This is a genomic window from Treponema paraluiscuniculi Cuniculi A (genome assembly GCF_000217655.1).
GTDB lineage: Bacteria > Spirochaetota > Spirochaetia > Treponematales > Treponemataceae > Treponema > Treponema pallidum.
On sequence record NC_015714.1, the window covers coordinates 54,617 to 72,429 of the forward strand.

Consider the following 17,813-nt stretch of genomic DNA (forward strand, 5'->3'; position numbering starts at 1 on the left):
TGTTTGTACGTACTTTTAACGCACAGCAAGGAGCGCTTCGGCGTGAAGTTCGGTGATAAGGCCACAGGAAACCATATCAAACAATTGTTCGCTATTTGTTTTTCCAAAAAAGAGAAGATCGTCAGTTCCTAACCCAACACGGACCCCTGCATCCATCATTTTTTTTATAGGATGTTTTTCTAGGCATTCCACCGCGTTGAGCATGACATTACTGGTTGGACATACGTTACAGCGAACTTTTCTTTCAGCTAGAAACCGCAAAACGTTCTCGTCAGTAGCGGCTCCGATGCCATGTTGGACTTCGTCCAGGTTAAATATTTCGACAAAGTGCCGTACCGATTGCGCATCAGAGAACTCGCCTACGTGGGCTTTCTTTTTTAAGTGATACTTCTCGGCCAGTTTAAAAATATAGATGAAATCTTCGATTCCTTCGGAAATCTCTGGACCGTAGAGGTCAATATTTTCGAAGATACCGCTTCGCATCATGGGCTCAGCCCACTGTTCTACGAAGCTGCGCTCTCGTATTTTGGAGATACCGAGCTCAAAGTGAAGGGTAACATTGCGCTTGTAGCGTCGATGCAGATCGCTTAAATCACATAAGAAATGATCCAAATTTTCTTCATAATGGGTGACAAAGCCAATATCAACTGATGTCTCCATTACGACGACATTGTCCGCAATGGCATCCTCTATGGACATGGTAAACAAATTCAACACGTCTTGCGCAGTTTTACACTGAGGACGCGTGTACTCACCAATAATTTCATGCATTTCGTCGAGCCCGCGCATTTTACGTGGAAAGTTTGGAATGACTACTCCTGACCATTGCTTATATCGTTCGTATTTCATACTCAAATTCAGATGCGTGTGCACATCTGCTTTTGGCTGTGATCGATAATATTCAAGACTCCTCATTCTGCATCCTCTTGCGTAAAACAATAGATAATGTCGAGCAATGCTATGCTTTTAACGGGTATACCTGTTTCTTATATTCAATGGAGACTTATAAAAAATCAAGTATTACCAAACGTTCTGCATTTACGAAAATTTCCTAGAGGAGGTGGGCTAAGTAATGGTATTGGGCAGGGAAACCTGCGAGTGTGTTCTATACGACGGGACAAAGACAATCAGCAGCACGAACAGATCAACGTCCCCTTGCTAACAAACCCCACCACGCTCACATCGGTTGTACACGCGAACACACTGCACATGTGAGTGTGGTGTTACGAGTGGGTGCAGCGACTTAGGTGCGCCACACAGGCTACGTGTGTAACGATCATTCCTCAAACGTCAAACAACAGCGCAATCGTCCGCAACGACCCATCATCTGGGTTGAACGAAATAATAGATTTTTTTCCTTTACCATTTTTACCGAGACTGGACGCAACCTGCTGAACACTGAGCAACAACATAGCGCGCGCCCGCAGCAGTCAATTCCGCCTACTATCCGCGCTTCTTCCCGTTCATTTATCTGTCGCAGTTCGACTCTCGTACCAAATGTAGCTCCTAAGTCTCTAACTAATTCTCTGAAATCAACACGTGCTGGCGCACTGTATAGAAATACCACGCGTGCTTCTTCTAAAGGATAGTGACAGCAAATACATTTCATCTCAAGTTGATAGTGCTCAATGCGATCCCGAAAAATCATTTCCGCAGCACGTTCCTTTTCCCTATGTGTATGCCATGTGCACAAATCTTGGTCTGATGCAACACGTACCACACTCGCGATATCGGTTTGTACCGGTGTGCGTATACGCCCTACGCACCGAGCAATGTCGTTGCCATAACGCGTGGGTACCACGACAAAAGTGTGCACGCGTAGCGCCGCGTGAAAACGCGCATATAACACTTCGCGGGAGTACTCAAGACGCAACTGATATAAAAACTCTCCTTCCTCCTCCATGGGCTGCGGCGGAAAGGCAGGGGTGGAAGCACACGCCGTGCAGCGGTCAGCATTTGGGCTCAGTTTAGGTATCATGATAAGTTTCCTTAGTGCTAGATCAGTAGGTCCACGAGCATACCGTAGATTTCCTCCGTTTTCTGTAAAACCGTAAGTTGATCTACCTGGTGAGACATGAGCTCCCTTACAAAGGAAGCCAGCTTTTGGTCAATGACCTTTATTTTTGTAAATATTACCGTATCAGGCATACCTGTTCCCCTGTCTATCCTGATACTGCTTTTTGACTCAGTGGTGTAATTGTGCTTAATCGCGTATTGGACAAATTCTTTGACCGCCTGTTTATATGCGGCGATGGTTTCTAGCGTGCGCGTGTTTTTTAATATATCCCCTGTGGAGCATAGGCGATCTTGCAGATACGCCAACCGTGTCTGATGTTCTTCGTGAACAAGAGACGGATCCTGCACTGCAGAGTGCGGATCCGTCTTAGGATATAGGAGGGAGAGAAAGCGCGCAGCCTGCAGGGGCCGTTTTTCTTTTGACTTTTTTTTGGCTCTCTCAGGAGGAGCGAATGCGGACAGTAAAGACGTAGAGTCAGAATTTCCTACGCGATATCCCATCCGCTTTATCCTGACTTGCTGTACTTGTTGTATCCAAACGCAGACGTATGAATACTTTTACGACCGAGATAGGCCTTGAGCACTTTGTTGAATCCCTCTTGATCTGCCACTGCATAGCAAAAACCATCCAAAAAAGCTTGCTCGTCCACTACAATTTTTCGGGTAAGCACTGCGCCCAGAATAACTCCAGAAGGGAGCACCTGCACCGCCTCTGACGCAACGATATCTCCTTCCACCATTCCTCCTACGATGATGCTCCCTACCCGTATGACGCCGCGGACACGCGCGCGCTTCCCGATTACCACGTGCCCTGTAGTGATAACGTCCCCATCGACATCCCCTTCAATGCGAACTGAACCGGGGACAACAACGTTCCCGCTGATACGGGAGCCTGCACCAATAAGCGTGTTCATGGAGCGACGCTCAATCTTTGCCATGTATTCCATCCTGTTGAGACACTATCCTGCCCCTGCAGTTTTGACGTTGAGGTATTTACCAGGATCGACAACGTCAGAGCCGATATGTATTTCATAGTGCAGATGTGGACCAGTCGCTACACCTGTGGCGCCGATATAACCGATGATTTGTCCTTGTCGGATGTGCTGCCCACGGGTGACGGTGTAGGATTGCATGTGCGCGTAGCGGGTATAAAACCCATGTTTGTGCTTGATAATAACGTAGTTTCCCCAACCCGAATCGTATTCTACCGTCACCACATGTCCGTCTGCAGTGGCAACGATAGGATCCCCTGAACGGTGAGTGGATAGATCAATACCCTTGTGTACATACCACTGCCCTGTAAATGGATGTCGGTTCTTGCCAAATGCCATGGAAATGTGACCTACGCCTCCCTTTATGGGCCACAGGCTGGGAATGTCAGAAAAAAGTGCTGTTTGCGAATTGAGCAACTTTCCTATCTCCCGTACTGGCTGTACAGAGTTCTGAAAATAGGCGGCTATGCGCCGCAGTTCCTGTGGCTCCGACCCAACGCCCTGCACGTTTTTGCCATGCTGTTCTGTCACTCCAACGTTTCCCTTTTGTGCTCCGTCCTTTGCTGACGCATCATCCGGCTCGTTAGACTGATTTGTGTCGGATACACTTCGTACTGGTTTTTCTGCCCCAGATTGGAGCCCACTGAGGCCAACCTGAGAGAAAGTTTGGGAAAGGGAAGTCTGGAACGCCTTAGAAGTGCGAATAAGTTCTGCTGCTTCTTGGCGCAGGAGTGCAAGGTGCACCCGCGTTCTGTCCACCTCTGCGCGGACCGCCGCCAGGCGACGTGCGGAGGTGACAGACTGATGGGCAAACCAAAAAAAAGAAGCCAACACGCCAACACCGCACAGAAGAACGCACAAGAGCGTGCGAGCGGTAGTACAGAAAGTCCGGGCCGCACACTGAGAGTGTGGTACTAACATGACGGTGAGTTCTGCACGGCCTGCGGCGCCCAGGCGCGCTGCGGCTTCGCGTACAAGCCGCGCACAACGCGTACACCGGTCAATACAAAAACGAACGAACGCGTACTCAATACGCTTGTATCTTCGGATGCGTGCCATGCGCAAGACCTCTCCGGGGAAAACGGTATCACCGCGGTTAGATACTGTCAAACCGTGGAACTACGGGACGGTCTGAGCACGAGGACGCGGGCACCCAACCCAAGCTTCGGTTCTACTTGCTCTTTTCTTTAAAGAGGACCAAGAGGGCACACGAGCCCCAACCCTGGCCAGGAGCGAGCACTGGCTTGGCCCCCGCGCTGAGGGAAAAGCGGGAGGACTTTTCCGTGCTGCTATAGCTGATTGTTGATATCGGCCAACGTTTTGCGCAGGGCAGGGTTCTGCGCGTAGTAGTGCTGCTCGAGCTCCGCTGCAGTAAGCCCAGAGAGCTCGTGGCTCATGTAGTGGAACCACTCGTTATCTGCCTCGCTACGTACCTCGTGCTTGATGCACCAGTAGTCCGGCAACACCGGGGGCTGTTTTTCTCCCACGAATACTTTGTAATTGAAGACAGCCACGCGGATGTCGCCACGCGCAAGGCCCTTTTGCATAAGCAGGGAAGCGATGTAGTTGATGGTTGCGCCTGAATCGAAGATATCATCTACGATGAGCACCTTATCCCCGACGCGTAGGTACTCAGGAGGGTAGGTCCAGCCATCTACGCTGATGACGCGCCGCTTACGCAAATCACAGTGCGAGTGAGCAACTACCGCTGCGTACAGGATAGGAGGCTCTGCCTTGTACGCGATGGTTAAATACTCATTGAGCACGTTACCCAGATATACTCCACCCCGTATGGGGACGTACATAACCGTTGGCACGAACCTGTCTGCCACGATGCGCCGGGCCATACTGAAACCCTCATCACGGATCACGTTGTACGGAATAAATCGCTTTTTCACGTTAGCCTCTCCTGCATGAGCACGAAAACACCCTACATCTAATGCTTTTTTAGCATCATGGCAAGCTCTTTTTCTATTCGTGTCGTGGCCTGGAACTGTCTTTGTTGAAAGCTTCGCCTGAATATTTTATGCTCCTGCGCGAGGGTCTCCCGTGATAGAAAAGTTGGAAGAACTGCGCGCTCAGTGGAGAAAACTACAGCAGGAAGTGGAGAATCCTTCGCTTTTCTCTTCCACTCAGAGTTATCGTGAACGTATGCGCGATCACGCCTATCTTTCCAAACTGATGGAAGAGTATGATCGCTATTTGCTTACTGAGAAGCAGTTGGAAGACGCGCACGTTCTCATCCAAGATGAGTCGGATGCTGATTTTAAGGACGTTATTCGGCAAGAGATCCGTACACTTGAAGCTGCACTGCACACGAGTCAAAAGCGACTAAAGACGCTGCTTATTCCCCCCGACCCTTTGCAAGAGAAGAATATTATCATGGAAATTCGCGGCGGTACCGGCGGTGATGAAGCAGCGCTCTTTGCTGCAGATCTATTTAGAATGTACACGCACTACGCTGAGTCAAAACAATGGCGCTATGAAGTCCTTGCAGTGAGCGAAACAGAGTTGGGAGGATTTAAGGAAATTACGTTCTCTATCTCGGGGCGCGATGTGTATGGCAGTTTACGTTATGAATCGGGTGTGCATCGCGTTCAACGTGTCCCTAGCACTGAAGCGTCGGGGCGCATCCATACCAGTGCGGTTACCGTTGCAGTGCTGCCTGAGATGGAAGAGACTGAAGTGGACATTCGTGCTGAGGACGTGCGTGTTGATGTCATGCGTGCAAGTGGTCCTGGTGGGCAGTGTGTCAACACCACTGATTCTGCGGTGCGTCTTACACATCTACCTACGGGCATTGTCGTTGTCTGTCAGGACGAGAAGAGTCAAATCAAAAACAAAGCCAAGGCCATGCGTGTATTGCGCAGCAGAGTGTATGATTTAGAGGAATCGAAGCGCCAGGTTGCCCGTGCAAGGGAACGCAAAAGTCAAGTTGGTTCAGGGGATCGTTCCGAGCGCATTCGCACGTATAATTTTCCTCAGAACCGTGTTACGGATCATCGCGTGCGTGTTACGCTCTACAAGCTAGATGCAGTGATGCAGGGTGCGTTGGATGACATTATCGAGCCATTGTGTATTGCGTCTCGAGAGAGTGTAATCTAGTGCAAGAACTCTGTACGATTCGACAGGCGCGTATGTACGCGCGAGCGTTGTTTCAAGACGCCCCCTGTTTGCGCGGACAGAACACACCGCTTTTAGATGCAGACCTTATTCTGTCGAAGTTGCTTGCGAAGCCGCGTGCGTGGATTCTCGCCCACCAGCAGGATGAGATTGCCTCCGTTGCACACGAGTTTAAGCGTCTCGTGCATCTTCGTTGTAGGGGACGTGCGTTGGCGTATCTGACTCGAGAAAAAGAGTTTTTTGGTCTGAGATTCCGTGTCACCCGTGCTACGCTTATCCCTAAACCGGATACCGAATTGCTTGTAGAAAGTGTCCTGGCGCACGTTGAGTCCCAAATGATGAAGCCGCGTTCAGTATCTGTGCATAAAGACACAAGTGCACTGCCTGTCTTGAAGATATTCGAGGCGTGTACGGGATGCGGGTGTATTGCCATTGCACTTATGCATATGTTGCGTGCGCGTGGCACGCCACCTCTCTATGTCATTTCATCCGACATTTGCATGCGGGCCCTTGCCGTAGCGCGGTATAACGCGCGCCGACTCTTGGATGTATCTGCAAATTCGCGCGTACGTTTCGTGCACGCAGATGTGCGTGCTCCTATTCCGTTCTTTTCTCCTTCTGAAGGCACGGACGTGGTACAGGAGCGCGGGGTGTGCGTTCCGTATGATGTGATATGTGCAAATCCGCCTTACGTACCGAGTGCGCAAGCGCGCGCGCTGTTGCAGGACGGGAGAGGGGAGCCTCTCGGTGCCTTGGACGGGGGTGCGGATGGGCTAGACTTGGTTCGCGCATTCGCACACCACAGTGCCGCAGCGCTAAAGGAAGGCGGGTGCGTGTTTTGCGAGGTCGGCTCAAACCACGCACAACGTGCAGCGCGCATCTTCCAGGCAGCAGGGTTTGCCACGGTGAAAATTTCAAAAGATCTCTCCGGGAAAGAGCGCCTGATTAGCGGGATCCTGCGCTCGCAGTCTAGAGCTGTAACAGCGCGCCGAGTGGCTAGGGTGAAACACGGCGACTGAGTGGTTATCCTGGCGTTCGCAGGCGGATGTCCGCGCCGCGTTGGCCGACAGGCTGAGTGCATGAAGGAGTTAGAGATCATCCACCATTGCGGATGACTTCGCGTACGCGGTTGATTTTGCTTCAAAAAAATCGGTTTTAATCAAGTTTGCGTTGCTGTACTGACTTACCCAGCTCATCGATTCTGGTTCTACACGGTGCCCCTCGTACAAGGGCTCAAAGCCTAAATTTTCGCAACGAAGATTACCCAAATACCGGATATAGTCTGCCACCATGTGGCGATTTAGTCCAGGGATCTGATCCCCAATGACATAATCCCCCCACTTAATTTCTTGTTCGCATCCTTCGCGAATCATATCGCGAAATAAGCGTACATTGCGTGCAGTGAACACCTGTGGCTCTTCCTTTTGCAGTTCTTGAATAATGGATCGAAAAAGCCACAGGTGTGTGTTTTCATCGCGGTTGATATAACGAATTTCCTGCACCGAGCCGGGCATCTTATTATTACGCCCCAAGTTATAGAAGAACATAAAACCTGAATAGAAATAAATTCCTTCCAAAACATAATTCGCAATTGCTACCTTCAGCAGTGCGAGTACGCTTTTGTCATCTTGAAACTCGTTGTACAAGTTGCCAATGAATTTATTGCGCGCAAGCAGATGCTCGTCGTCCTTCCACTGGTATAGAATGTCATTGCGTTCTTCGGGGGAGCAAATGGTGTCCAGCATGTAACTGTAACTCTGCGAATGCACAGCCTCTTGGAAAGCCTGAATGGTTAGGCACAGGTTAATCTCATTTGCGGTAATGTACTGACCAATATTTGGCAGATTCGCAGTCTGGATGCTATCTAGGAAAATAAGGAAGGAGAGGATTTTATCGTACGCGGTTTTCTCGATAGCGGATAGATTACGATAATCTTGCACGTCACTGCTCATGTTGATTTCTTCGGGGATCCAGAAGTTGTTCATTGCCTGCCGATACCACTCGCTGACCCAGGGATACTTCATATTGTTAAAGTCGTTGAGATTGGTAGTGTTCCCCCCGACCATGCGTCGCTTATGAAGTTCAATGTCTCCTGCCTCATTAAACAGCGCGCGTCTTTGCAGTATCGTTGAACTTTCCATCATGATGAAACCTCCTCCTGAGTGCGGGCACAGGGTAGTATACTTGATGGACTTTGAATTCTCAATTGCGGCGGGCGTAAAAATGTCTGTCTGCAGGGCTCTGTGTCTTGTGTGGTGGTCCCTGTTTTGTGGGTAGGTTTGGGGAAACCTAACAGAGACGTAGGAAATCCGTTATGCTCGAGCACATGAAGCATGAACAAGCACGAAGTCAGCTATCACACGAGCCTCCTAAGCGGCGCCGAGCCTCTCTGACCGTCTGCGGCCTGCGTGCTGTGGAAACGCTTGGCAGCATACATCCAGAGAAAATTCATCGGTTCTTTTTTACCCCTGTGCGTGCGAAACGCTTCGGACCCCTGTGTGCATACCTTGCTGCACGAAAGAGGCTCTACCGTAGCGTTAATACGCAGGAACTTGAGCGATTGACGCAATCCGTTCACCATCAGGGGGTTGCTGCTACCATAGACGAGCCGCGCTTTCCAGCCGTGACTCATTCTCAGGTTGAATTTTGGGTACAACGGCGTGAGTTTGTTGTGTTACTCGATCGCGTAGGAGATGCCCACAATCTGGGGGCGATTATACGTAGTGCTGCTTTTTTTGGAGTGCACTCACTGGTGGTGAGTGACTGTCGACAGCAGGCGCAGGTTACAAGCGCAACATATCGGGTTGCGCAGGGAGGAATGGAGTTTGTGCAATTGTTGCGCTGTACAAATGCGCAGGAGGTATTGGAAATGTGTGCGGGTAAAATGACCCGTGTGGGAGCCTCCCCTCATGCGTTCAGATCGCTTACACGGCTTTCAAACATACTCTCGCCTGAAGAAGCGGTAATATTAGTACTGGGAAACGAGGAGACAGGGCTTTCTGAGCATTTGACTGCGCATTGCGATCATCTCTGTCGGATTGCAGGCAGTGGTCAGGTGGAAAGTCTAAATGTTGCGCAAGCGGGTGCGCTTTTTTTGTCCACTATCGTACAGTTGCGTCAATCTCCTCAGGACTACACGCAGGGACATCGGGCCACGCCACGTGCACAAGAGCGTGTGCACCGCTGTGGGCAATTAGAGGAAAAGGGGCAGAAAAATGGAGCACGTGTTCTTATTCCCCGCTCGGGGGCGCGTGCCAATTCCCGTGAAAGTTGAGAGTAGGGAAAGTAGACGGGTGTGAGGTATGGAACCTACAGCGCAATTGGTTTTGCAGTGCGTGTTGACGTGCGTCCGCGTGTGCCTCTGAGAACGCAGCCTGCTCTGTTGTCGCGTAGGAAAGCTTGTAAAGAGCTTGCACAAAGCGTCTTTTTTTTTTACCCTCGCCCCCGTTCGCCTGAATCCATCACGTAGGAGTTGCCCGCATGAATCAGATCCGCCTGTTTGCCCAGAGTGCGCTTGTGAGCGTCATGGGTATGGGGATGGTTTTTGCCTTCCTCCTTTTGCTCATATGCGTTGTGCGCTGTGTGGGCGCGCTCGTCTCTTCTTTCGGCTGGGATCGCGGTCCTGACGAAGGTGTCGGCGCCGCAGACCCTGCAGGAGGAGCGCTCGCCGCGGCTATCGCAGTCGCCGTTCATGAGAAGGCAAGGAGTACTTCATGAGTATCCCGGTTCGCATTAGCGAAATGGTCCTACGTGATGCGCATCAGTCTTTGCACGCTACGCGCATGACTACCGAAGACATGCTCCCTATTTGTGACAAGCTAGATCGCGTTGGGTATTGGAGTTTGGAGGCGTGGGGAGGCGCCACGTACGACGCCTGCATTCGCTTTCTAAATGAGGATCCCTGGGAGCGTTTGCGTGCTCTCAAAGCTCGGTTACCTAAGACCCCTATTATGATGCTTTTGCGTGGGCAAAATTTGCTAGGCTACCGGCATTACGCGGATGACGTTGTAGATGCGTTCGTAGAGGCCGCTGCACGCAACGGCGTTGATGTGTTCCGCATCTTCGATGCACTTAATGACCCACGTAACCTCAGTCAGGCTGCGCGTGCTGCAAAGAAAACAGGCAAGCATGTGCAGATGGCTATCTCTTACGCTACCACACCCTATCATACCGCAGAGAAGTACGTAGAGTTAGCAAAGGAGTATGCGCGCTTCGGTGCGGATTCTATTTGCATTAAGGATATGTCGGGGTTGCTGACCCCGTACGGGGCGTACGATCTGGTTTCTGCCATTAAAAAGAGTGTCGATTTGCCCGTTGAGTTGCACACCCACGCCACTACCGGTATGTCTGTTGCAACCCTGGTGAAGGCGGCAGAAGCAGGCGTTGATGTAATTGACACTGCCATTGCTTCTATGTCCATGGGTACTTCCCACAGCCCTACAGAGACTTTAGTGGAAATCCTACGGCACACGGGCCGTGACTCAGGGCTCGACATAAATCTCCTGCTAGAAATAGCAGCCTACTTCCGTCAGGTACGGAAGTGCTATGCCCAGTTTGAGTCTAGTTTTCTGGGTGCAGACACGCGTATCCTCGTGTCCCAGGTGCCTGGGGGTATGCTTTCCAATTTAGAAAACCAGTTGCGTGAGCAGGGAGCCCTGGATAAGATGGACCAGGTTCTTAAGGAAATTCCCCTGGTACAGAAGGACTGCGGTTATATCCCGCTTGTGACTCCTACGAGTCAGATTGTAGGTACGCAGTCAGTATTGAACGTGCTGTTTGGCCGGTACCACCGGCTTACTGCCGAGACAAGGCGTCTGCTCACGGGTCAGTATGGCCGGACTCCCGCCTCCTGTGATGCAGGTTTGGTGGAGCGGGCCTTGAAGGAAGAAAAGTTATCGCAGTCGCTTGTCTGCCGCCCAGCGGATGCCTTGCCTCATGAGCTTGATCGCATGAGGTCTGAGGCGCGCGCCGCAGGCGCACAGGATACCATTGAGGATGTGCTCACGTATGCTATGTTTCCCAAGATCGCTCCCACATTCTTTGCTTCCCGTGCGCAAGGGCCTATTTCGTTCAGAGGAAAGGGGCAGGGGCAAAAACAAAGGGGTGAGAGTGCAGGGTCGGTAGCTTCTTATGTGGCTACCGTAAATGGTACTGCGTACGCAGTTGTGCAGGAAGGCGCTGTTCTCCGGGTAAATGGTACTCCCTACACCGTTAGGGTTGAGGCAGGCCCGTCCGTTGCTTCGGGTACGTCGCAGGGTACCGTGACTACGGCAAAGGTTGGGGCGTGTACTACGCTACCCGCGCCGGTCGCAGGTAGCGTAGTTAAACACACCGTGCAAGATGGAGCTACGGTAAATTCGGGGGAGACGGTGCTCATGGTGGAGTCCATGAAGATGGAACTTGAAGTGAAGGCCACCGCTGCTGGTACTATCCATTTCCTAATAGCGCCTGGCGCGCATGTCAGTGCGGGGCAAGTCTTAGCAGAAATTCGCTAGAGGATGTGACCATGAATACGCGTTTACCCCTTCGAGTACTCCAGTGCGTGTTGGTGGGATTGCTTGTGTGCGGGCCCCTGTGTGCAGCTACGCGCCGCCCGGTACGTGCTTCTGCGCCGGTGCCTATGGTACAGAGTTGTAAAGACACGGGGGCACGATGTGCGCCGGCGTCGTCCATGCGTGAGGACATGCGTGCGTCACACGGAGCTGCGCCGCTTCTCTCTGTAAGGAAATTTTTACTCAATACGTGGCATAGTACCGGTCTCTACGCTTTCTTTCATGGCGTAACACAGGTGCCGGATCTTGCAAATCCGCAGCGAACACACAGCGTGTTCGGTTATCAACAGGCGTTGCTGCTCGTGGTTGGTCTGCTCATCATTTATCTCGGTGCTGCTCAGGGCTTTGAGCCGCTGCTGCTCATTCCTATTGGCTTTGGTACTGTCTTCGTCAACATCCCTGGTGCGGGCATGTATAGTGAGCATGGTATGCTCAAACTCATTTACGATGCTGGGGTGGGGAATGAGTTTTTCCCTATGCTCATTTTTATGGGTATCGGTGCACTTACCGATTTTGGACCACTGATTGCGAATCCTAAAATGGCAGTCCTTGGTGCCGCTGCCCAGTTAGGGGTGTTCCTTACTCTCTTTGGGGTTGCGGCGTTGAACTTTGTACCCGGGATCCGCTACTCCATCCTGGATGCCTGCGCCATTGCCATTATCGGTGGGGCGGACGGGCCAACTTCCATCTACGTATCTGCGAAGCTTGCTCCCGAACTCATGGCCGTTATCGCGGTGGCGGCATATTCGTATATGGCTCTTGTACCTATTATTCAGCCTCCGCTTATGCGCCTGTTAACTACCAGAAAAGAACGTCTTATTAGGATGAAACAGCTGCGTCCTGTTTCGCGGATAGAGAGAGTACTCTTTCCGCTTGTCTTGCTCTTGCTCTCGGTGCTGCTCATTCCTGCGGCTTCCCCACTCATCGGTATGATCGCCTTCGGGAACTTTGTTAAGGAATGCGGTGTTGTGGAGCGGTTGTCTAAGACGATGGCTAATGAGCTTTTGAACATCGTGTCGATCTTGCTGTCTTTGGGTGTTGGTTCTCAGATGACACCCGATAAGATTATGAACCCCAATGCCTTGGGCATTATCGTGTTGGGACTCGTTGCCTTTTCTGTCGCAACCGCAGGGGGAGTATTCATGGCAAAGTTAATGAATTTGTTTTTGAGCGAGAAAATTAATCCACTTATCGGTTCCGCAGGGGTGAGTGCTGTTCCTATGGCCGCGCGTGTTTCTAATAAGGTGGGGCTAGAGGAGGATCCTTCTAACTTCTTGCTTATGCACGCGATGGGTCCTAACGTGGCTGGTGTCATTGGGACCGCGATAGCCGCAGGGGTGTTCATCTCGGCCTACGGAGGGTAGGGAGGAAGAGTAACCGCGGGGTTTTGCCGCTTAGGTACCCTTTCCTCCGTGCGCGGGCACACCCTCTCAGGTGGCTAGGGGCTTTTGCAGACGAAGCGGGTAAAGCTCGCTTGGAATTCGAGCTCAACTGTCCCAATGGGGCCGTTGCGTTGCTTCGCTAAAATGAGTTGAGTCTCGGTTTCGTTGCGGTCGCGGTGTAGAAACATGACTACGTCGGCGTCCTGCTCAATTGCCCCCGAACCACGAATGTCCGCCAGGTTTGGCGCAGAGCCCTCTGCCGGTCGACCGACTTGCGAAAGTGCTACGATGGGGATGTCTAGCTCGCGCGCGAGGCTTTTTAGTGATTGGGAGATCGCTGCAAATTGTTCGTAGCGGGGCGCAAAGGGATTGTCTGCTACGATAAGTCCCAAGTAGTCGACAAAAATAATCTGGATCTTTTCTTGTACGCATAATCGACGAGCCACGGCACGGAGATCCAGTAGCTTCATGTTTGGCACATCCACGATGTAAAGTGGGGCGTCGTACATCTCTCCTGCGGCGTTTTGGATGCGCCCGAAATCGGAAAGTTGTAAAAGCCCTTTGCGCAGGTTCGTCGCGGATACTCCTGACTCTGCGGCGATAAGTCGCTGCATCAGAAGCAAATTAGACATTTCCAGAGAAAAAAAGGCGGTTGGAATACGTTGCCTTATGGCAATGTTCGAGGCCATAGTCATGGCGAGCGCAGTTTTCCCCATAGAAGGACGCGCACCTATGACAATAAGCTCGGAGTTCTGGAATCCACCGGTAAGATTATCCAGAGCCGTTAGGCCGGTGGCAATTCCGACCAGATCGCTTTGATTTCGGTAACGAGTCTCAATGGTATTGACCAAATCAGGAATGAGGTTTTTCAGCAATTTGAAGGTTGCTACTCTCCTTGCATTTGTTAGGTCATAGATTTCTCTTTGTGCTGTTTCGAGTACGATGTTGCCCGACACGGTGTCATTGAATGCCTCTGCGGTGATAATGCGGGCTACTTTTAGTAGCGACCGGCGCATGGCAGCGTCGCAAACGATGCGTGTGTAGTATTCAATATTCGCGGCGCTTGGGACCGCATCGGTGAGAGAGGCAACATACGCGCTGCCACCGACGAAATCGAGCGCCTCACAGGAGCGCAGGTGCTCGCTGAGCACGAGGATATCAGGGCGTTGACCTAAATCCGATAACTCTACGAGCGCTTGAAAGATGCGCTGGTGCGCAGCGGAGTAAAAAGAGCTCGCAGACAACTGCTCTGTTACCGTGCTCAGAGCAGAGTCATCCAGTAGAACAGCGCCGAGCACAGCCCGCTCGGCCTCTAGGTTATGAGGGGGAATTTTTCCCTTGAGTTCCTGAGTGGGATTAGGCATGCCCGGCACAGAACCTCCTCCGAGGAATACTCAGAGGAGGGAAGGTGGTGAAAAGACAGCCCCCCCCCTCTCCGTGGAAACCCTCTAACGAGGCAAAGGGTTGAGGCCCAACTGCCAAGAACTGTCTCCCTTCCGTGGAATCCAGCCCCAAAGTGGCACAGTTCTTTGCACAACTAAAAAACGAACAGCACATACTCCGTGCAGAGAGATACTTCCGCAAACGGTCTACTCACTCACACTGTCCGCTTCGCTTTGGTTTTTGATGGTGACAGGAACAACAGCACATATTTCCTCGTATAGTCTTATAGTGACGTGATAGTTCCCCACACATTTCAGAGTAAGACCGGGGACCTCCACACGCTTGCGCTCAACCTCAAATCCCATGCACGCAAGTTGTTCTGCAACGGTATGACTCGTGACAGCGCCGTACAACTTACCGTTGGTACCGGCGGGCATGGCAATAACCACAGGCTGAGCCTCTAAACGAGCCTTAAGATTTGCGGCGTCTTGTCGCTTGAGAGACTTTCGCATCTCTATGTCCTGTTGTCGCTGTTTGAAGCGAGCCACGGTAAAACGATTATGAGGAACAGCAAGGTTTCGAGGGTAGAGGTAATTACGAAAATAGCCTGCGGCGACCTCTTTCACATCACCTTCTTCACCAAGGATTTTTACGTCTTGATTGAGAATAATCTTCATACGTTTTGTCCCCTCCTACGCAGGAATAAAAGTCCACGCAGAGCCACTCTGCCTATGCACAGCAACTTCTACTGAACTAGGAAAAACAACCGCTGTATACCAGCGCTACTCGGTCAGAACGAAAGGTAGGAGCGCAACGGCGCGGGAACGCTTGACTTCGAGAGCAACACGGCGCTGGTGTTTGGCACACGTACCGGTGATGCGTCTCGGCAGAATCTTACCCCGCTCTGTGATAAAGCGACGAAGCGTGTCCGGATCCTTATAATCAGCTGAAAGCTTCTGCGTGCAAAAACGGCATACTTTCTTTCGATAGAATTGTCTGTTTTTCTTGGGTGCGCTCTCTTCACTTTCACGATGAGAACTGAGATGCGTATCCAGGTCAACACTCGGATGATCTTCTGCCATGATATGCTCCTAGAAGTGGAAAAATTAGCACGCCCAATTCCTTTCCAAGGTCCAGGCGAACGCCAGGTTCGGTCATACTTTTATTCATTATGCATGCTCCTTGTGGGGAAAGAGACCTAAAATGGAACGGTGTCCAGATCTGAACTTGAAAAATCAGCCTCATCAAGGGACGAGGTTGCGTCCAGTCCTCTTTTCTCACCCAAGATATCGCCTGTGGGTGACCTAGAATCTGAGGATGTGCCGCGGACACGACCAGCGGTCGACTCGGCGGCAACGCGCGAGGAAGAAAACTCACCGTCCTCGGCACGAGCAGCGCCACCGAGGACAGAACCGAGGAGTTGAACGTTAGTCGCAGAGATCTCTACCTTGCTGCGTGACTGCCCCTCTTGCTCCCAACGGCTTTGACGCAATTCCCCCTCGACGGCTACCTGCTTGCCTTTGATAAGATACTGGCTGATGACTTCGCCCTGGCGTCCCCATAGAACGATATCGAAGAAATTAACTTCCTCAACCCAATCATCACCACTTTTCCTGCGCCGATTGATAGCAACAGAAAAACGACACAGAGCACCACCTGCAGAAGTGTACTTGAGCTCCGCATCACGCGTAAGCCGACCAACGAGCACTACATGATTGACGTCTGCCATATCTTCTCTCAGGAATCGACACGCACAAACAAGTGCGTGAGTAAGTCGTGTCGCAATCTGAGCTTATGATCGAGTTCGCGCACCTTCCCCGGCTCACACTGAACAATGAAGAGCAGGTAACGGCCCCTCTTTTGCTTCTTCAGAGGATACGCAAGTTCCCGCTCTCCAATATGGTCTTCGCGGGCGATGACTGCGTCGTTTTCCTGTAGGAGGGCACGAACGGCGGTGGAACCCTGAAGAAAGAGATCCTCGTGTGCACTGAAAACGGCCATTAGCTCGTAGGTCCTCATAATAACTCCTATGGACGGTTCACCTTATCAGGCTGCACTAGACTCACCCGACAAGGAGGAGTAGCGTGCGCAGAACGCGCGGCGAGGCGCTAGCGTAGCGTAAATCTGTGTGCCGCATCAAGTCTTTTGTCCTTTTATCCGATGCTGCCGACGGCGCAGCGTCGTCTGAGGGGGTACATTCGTGCGTGTGCTCCTTACGGCAGACGAGGTGAGGAACCTGTTCGCAGAAGGTGCGCTTTCCTGTGTGCCCGCGTCGGTCACGTATGTGTGGGGAGGTCTGTGGTGCAGAATTTTGTGTTTCAAGATAATATTTATCACCTAGCACGTTCTATTGATGTCCTGTATGAGGGGCTTCAGCTTAACTTAGATGAGTGCCTTTATGCGGAGAAAGTTGTGTATGACGTGCGTTTTTTTGACCATGCGCTGCAAAAGTTGTGCGCGCATATCGATCGCCAGTCTCACTTCCCCGATTACTTACCAATTCTTCATTGCCTATTCTCCTGCGGTGCACGATTCTTGAACTTATTGAATTTTCTTATTCATCGTGCCTCTCCTGTGACTGCGCAGGTTGAGTTTACCCGGATGCTCCCGTTTATTGAGAAAAGACACAGCGCATTGCATGAGAACCTCGCACGCTCCATTCAAGAGGTGGACACGAGCGCAGATGCAAGCCACGTGGTTTCTCAAGATGAGATAGATGAGTTGCTTGAGCATTAGGTAATCCGCTTGCTTGTTACAAGGCGCGACGTTTTGTGTACGGAGGTTGGCACGGGTGAGGATTACGGGGGGGATGCTAAAAAACCACGTATTACGTTGTCCGGATGGTCCTATCCGTCCTGCAATGGATCGCATGCGTGAGTCGTTATTTGCGGTTTTGGGTGATATGCACGGCTGTTCCTTTTTGGATCTTTTCGCCGGATCGGGAGTGTGCGGCTTGGAGGCTTATTCACGCGGGGCGTATCCGGTAGTGTTTGTAGAGCGGAATGTGCGTTCTTTTTCTGTTTTGTTGCAGAACGTGCAAGTGGCGCTGTGTCGTTTGGAATGTAGATGTATGGCAGTGGAGCGGTATATTGCGCGTGCACGTACGCTGTTTCATTTTGTTTATCTTGATCCACCTTTTCCCTATCGCTTTCACGCTGAGCTGTTGCAGCGGCTTTCTCGTGCGTCATTGTGTAGAGAAGGAAGCGTGGTGATGGTGCACCGACCAAGAGAGAAAAAACTTGCGGATAAAATCGATTCACTTGTGCGGACCGATCAGCGTGTGTACGGGCGCTCGGTAGTTGATTTTTACCGCAGGGATAAAGCCGGTCTTGCGTAGAACTGAAACCCGTTGTAGGATCTTGCTG

21 protein-coding genes are annotated in these 17,813 nt (G+C 51.4%); 8 read left to right on the top strand and 13 right to left on the bottom strand.

Features of this window, described 5'->3' with window-relative positions:
• Positions 1-15: 15 nt before the first annotated feature.
• The 6 genes from TPCCA_RS00220 to TPCCA_RS00245 form a co-directional block, all read right to left on the bottom strand.
• Entirely contained in the window at positions 16-915 is a 900-nt protein-coding gene (locus tag TPCCA_RS00220; RefSeq protein WP_013944761.1) for an adenosine deaminase, read from the bottom strand.
• A gap of 361 nt (positions 916-1,276) precedes the next feature.
• Positions 1,277-1,978 carry a PSP1 domain-containing protein gene (gene ricT, locus TPCCA_RS00225; RefSeq protein ID WP_013944762.1) on the bottom strand — a complete coding sequence of 234 codons (702 nt, stop codon included), beginning with the start codon at positions 1,976-1,978 and terminating at the stop codon, positions 1,277-1,279.
• Positions 1,979-1,995: 17 nt separating this feature from the next.
• Complete coding sequence (locus TPCCA_RS00230; RefSeq protein WP_010881496.1) at positions 1,996-2,517, bottom strand: YaaR family protein; 522 nt, start codon at positions 2,515-2,517, stop codon at positions 1,996-1,998.
• A gap of 5 nt (positions 2,518-2,522) precedes the next feature.
• Positions 2,523-2,954, bottom strand: coding sequence for a bactofilin family protein (locus tag TPCCA_RS00235; RefSeq protein ID WP_010881497.1), 432 nt, complete (start codon positions 2,952-2,954; stop codon positions 2,523-2,525).
• Positions 2,955-2,975: 21 nt separating this feature from the next.
• Positions 2,976-4,067: a M23 family metallopeptidase gene (locus tag TPCCA_RS00240; protein ID WP_013944763.1), complete on the bottom strand. Its 1,092-nt coding sequence runs from the start codon at positions 4,065-4,067 to the stop codon at positions 2,976-2,978.
• 230 nt (positions 4,068-4,297) lie between these two features.
• Positions 4,298-4,906, bottom strand: a complete 609-nt coding sequence (locus TPCCA_RS00245; protein ID WP_013944764.1) for a phosphoribosyltransferase — start codon at positions 4,904-4,906, stop codon at positions 4,298-4,300.
• Between the two features lie 151 nt (positions 4,907-5,057).
• Between TPCCA_RS00245 and prfA the strand changes: the two genes are divergently transcribed.
• A complete protein-coding gene (gene prfA, locus TPCCA_RS00250) occupies positions 5,058-6,113 on the top strand; it encodes a peptide chain release factor 1 (RefSeq protein WP_013944765.1) in 1,056 nt (351 codons plus the stop codon).
• A complete protein-coding gene (gene prmC / locus TPCCA_RS00255; RefSeq protein WP_013944766.1) occupies positions 6,113-7,150 on the top strand; it encodes a peptide chain release factor N(5)-glutamine methyltransferase in 1,038 nt (345 codons plus the stop codon). Before prfA ends, prmC begins: the two co-directional genes overlap by 1 nt.
• A 69-nt stretch (positions 7,151-7,219) precedes the next feature.
• On the opposite strand, the gene TPCCA_RS00260 is transcribed toward prmC, so the two are convergent.
• Positions 7,220-8,275: a ribonucleotide-diphosphate reductase subunit beta gene (locus TPCCA_RS00260; protein WP_013944767.1), complete on the bottom strand. Its 1,056-nt coding sequence runs from the start codon at positions 8,273-8,275 to the stop codon at positions 7,220-7,222.
• A 170-nt stretch (positions 8,276-8,445) separates the two neighbouring features.
• On the opposite strand from TPCCA_RS00260, the gene TPCCA_RS00265 reads away from it, so the two are divergent.
• The 4 genes from TPCCA_RS00265 to TPCCA_RS00280 all read left to right on the top strand — a co-directional run bounded on the left by TPCCA_RS00265 (position 8,446) and on the right by TPCCA_RS00280 (position 13,047).
• Positions 8,446-9,405, top strand: a complete 960-nt coding sequence (locus TPCCA_RS00265) for a TrmH family RNA methyltransferase (RefSeq protein ID WP_013944768.1) — start codon at positions 8,446-8,448, stop codon at positions 9,403-9,405.
• A gap of 206 nt (positions 9,406-9,611) precedes the next feature.
• Positions 9,612-9,848 carry an OadG family protein gene (locus TPCCA_RS00270; protein ID WP_013944770.1) on the top strand — a complete coding sequence of 79 codons (237 nt, stop codon included), beginning with the start codon at positions 9,612-9,614 and terminating at the stop codon, positions 9,846-9,848.
• Positions 9,845-11,626: a sodium-extruding oxaloacetate decarboxylase subunit alpha gene (gene oadA / locus TPCCA_RS00275; protein WP_013944771.1), complete on the top strand. Its 1,782-nt coding sequence runs from the start codon at positions 9,845-9,847 to the stop codon at positions 11,624-11,626. Before TPCCA_RS00270 ends, oadA begins: the two co-directional genes overlap by 4 nt.
• A gap of 11 nt (positions 11,627-11,637) precedes the next feature.
• The gene (locus TPCCA_RS00280; RefSeq protein ID WP_013944772.1) at positions 11,638-13,047 is read left to right on the top strand and encodes a sodium ion-translocating decarboxylase subunit beta; all 1,410 of its coding nucleotides are present in this window, start codon (positions 11,638-11,640) and stop codon (positions 13,045-13,047) included.
• 74 nt (positions 13,048-13,121) lie between these two features.
• On the opposite strand, the gene dnaB is transcribed toward TPCCA_RS00280, so the two are convergent.
• The 6 genes from dnaB to rpsF form a co-directional block, all read right to left on the bottom strand.
• Complete coding sequence (gene dnaB, locus TPCCA_RS00285) at positions 13,122-14,438, bottom strand: replicative DNA helicase (RefSeq protein WP_013944773.1); 1,317 nt, start codon at positions 14,436-14,438, stop codon at positions 13,122-13,124.
• Positions 14,422-14,649, bottom strand: coding sequence for a hypothetical protein (locus TPCCA_RS05175; RefSeq protein ID WP_083815486.1), 228 nt, complete (start codon positions 14,647-14,649; stop codon positions 14,422-14,424). The genes dnaB and TPCCA_RS05175 overlap by 17 nt, the downstream gene beginning before the upstream one ends.
• Before the next feature lie 5 nt (positions 14,650-14,654).
• Entirely contained in the window at positions 14,655-15,125 is a 471-nt protein-coding gene (rplI, locus tag TPCCA_RS00290; protein ID WP_010881509.1) for a 50S ribosomal protein L9, read from the bottom strand.
• 105 nt (positions 15,126-15,230) lie between these two features.
• Positions 15,231-15,530 (bottom strand): 30S ribosomal protein S18, encoded by a 300-nt coding sequence (gene rpsR, locus TPCCA_RS00295; RefSeq protein ID WP_013944774.1) that lies wholly within the window; start codon positions 15,528-15,530, stop codon positions 15,231-15,233.
• A 116-nt stretch (positions 15,531-15,646) separates the two neighbouring features.
• Positions 15,647-16,177, bottom strand: coding sequence for a single-stranded DNA-binding protein (locus TPCCA_RS00300; RefSeq protein WP_010881511.1), 531 nt, complete (start codon positions 16,175-16,177; stop codon positions 15,647-15,649).
• Positions 16,178-16,185: 8 nt separating this feature from the next.
• On the bottom strand, positions 16,186-16,467 hold the full coding sequence (rpsF, locus tag TPCCA_RS00305; RefSeq protein ID WP_010881512.1) for a 30S ribosomal protein S6: 282 nt from the start codon (positions 16,465-16,467) through the stop codon (positions 16,186-16,188).
• A gap of 141 nt (positions 16,468-16,608) precedes the next feature.
• Between rpsF and TPCCA_RS00310 the strand changes: the two genes are divergently transcribed.
• Together TPCCA_RS00310 and rsmD are read left to right on the top strand one after the other, a co-directional pair.
• On the top strand, positions 16,609-17,184 hold the full coding sequence (locus TPCCA_RS00310) for a hypothetical protein (protein WP_010881513.1): 576 nt from the start codon (positions 16,609-16,611) through the stop codon (positions 17,182-17,184).
• 55 nt (positions 17,185-17,239) lie between these two features.
• Positions 17,240-17,785 (top strand): 16S rRNA (guanine(966)-N(2))-methyltransferase RsmD, encoded by a 546-nt coding sequence (gene rsmD, locus TPCCA_RS00315; RefSeq protein ID WP_013944776.1) that lies wholly within the window; start codon positions 17,240-17,242, stop codon positions 17,783-17,785.
• Positions 17,786-17,813 lie beyond the last annotated feature (28 nt).

What these genes read in the sequence shown, in the direction of transcription:
- TPCCA_RS00220 (WP_013944761.1), bottom strand. Translation starts at nt 915, where the DNA reads ATGAGGAGTCTTGAATATTATCGATCACAGCCAAAAGCAGATGTGCAC.
- ricT (WP_013944762.1), bottom strand. Translation starts at nt 1,978, where the DNA reads ATGATACCTAAACTGAGCCCAAATGCTGACCGCTGCACGGCGTGTGCT.
- TPCCA_RS00230 (WP_010881496.1), bottom strand. Translation starts at nt 2,517, where the DNA reads ATGGGATATCGCGTAGGAAATTCTGACTCTACGTCTTTACTGTCCGCA.
- TPCCA_RS00235 (WP_010881497.1), bottom strand. Translation starts at nt 2,954, where the DNA reads ATGGCAAAGATTGAGCGTCGCTCCATGAACACGCTTATTGGTGCAGGC.
- TPCCA_RS00240 (WP_013944763.1), bottom strand. Translation starts at nt 4,067, where the DNA reads ATGGCACGCATCCGAAGATACAAGCGTATTGAGTACGCGTTCGTTCGT.
- TPCCA_RS00260 (WP_013944767.1), bottom strand. Translation starts at nt 8,275, where the DNA reads ATGATGGAAAGTTCAACGATACTGCAAAGACGCGCGCTGTTTAATGAG.
- TPCCA_RS00265 (WP_013944768.1), top strand. Translation starts at nt 8,446, where the DNA reads ATGCTCGAGCACATGAAGCATGAACAAGCACGAAGTCAGCTATCACAC.
- TPCCA_RS00270 (WP_013944770.1), top strand. Translation starts at nt 9,612, where the DNA reads ATGAATCAGATCCGCCTGTTTGCCCAGAGTGCGCTTGTGAGCGTCATG.
- oadA (WP_013944771.1), top strand. Translation starts at nt 9,845, where the DNA reads ATGAGTATCCCGGTTCGCATTAGCGAAATGGTCCTACGTGATGCGCAT.
- TPCCA_RS00280 (WP_013944772.1), top strand. Translation starts at nt 11,638, where the DNA reads ATGAATACGCGTTTACCCCTTCGAGTACTCCAGTGCGTGTTGGTGGGA.
- rplI (WP_010881509.1), bottom strand. Translation starts at nt 15,125, where the DNA reads ATGAAGATTATTCTCAATCAAGACGTAAAAATCCTTGGTGAAGAAGGT.
- rpsR (WP_013944774.1), bottom strand. Translation starts at nt 15,530, where the DNA reads ATGGCAGAAGATCATCCGAGTGTTGACCTGGATACGCATCTCAGTTCT.
- TPCCA_RS00300 (WP_010881511.1), bottom strand. Translation starts at nt 16,177, where the DNA reads ATGGCAGACGTCAATCATGTAGTGCTCGTTGGTCGGCTTACGCGTGAT.
- rpsF (WP_010881512.1), bottom strand. Translation starts at nt 16,467, where the DNA reads ATGAGGACCTACGAGCTAATGGCCGTTTTCAGTGCACACGAGGATCTC.
- TPCCA_RS00310 (WP_010881513.1), top strand. Translation starts at nt 16,609, where the DNA reads ATGCTGCCGACGGCGCAGCGTCGTCTGAGGGGGTACATTCGTGCGTGT.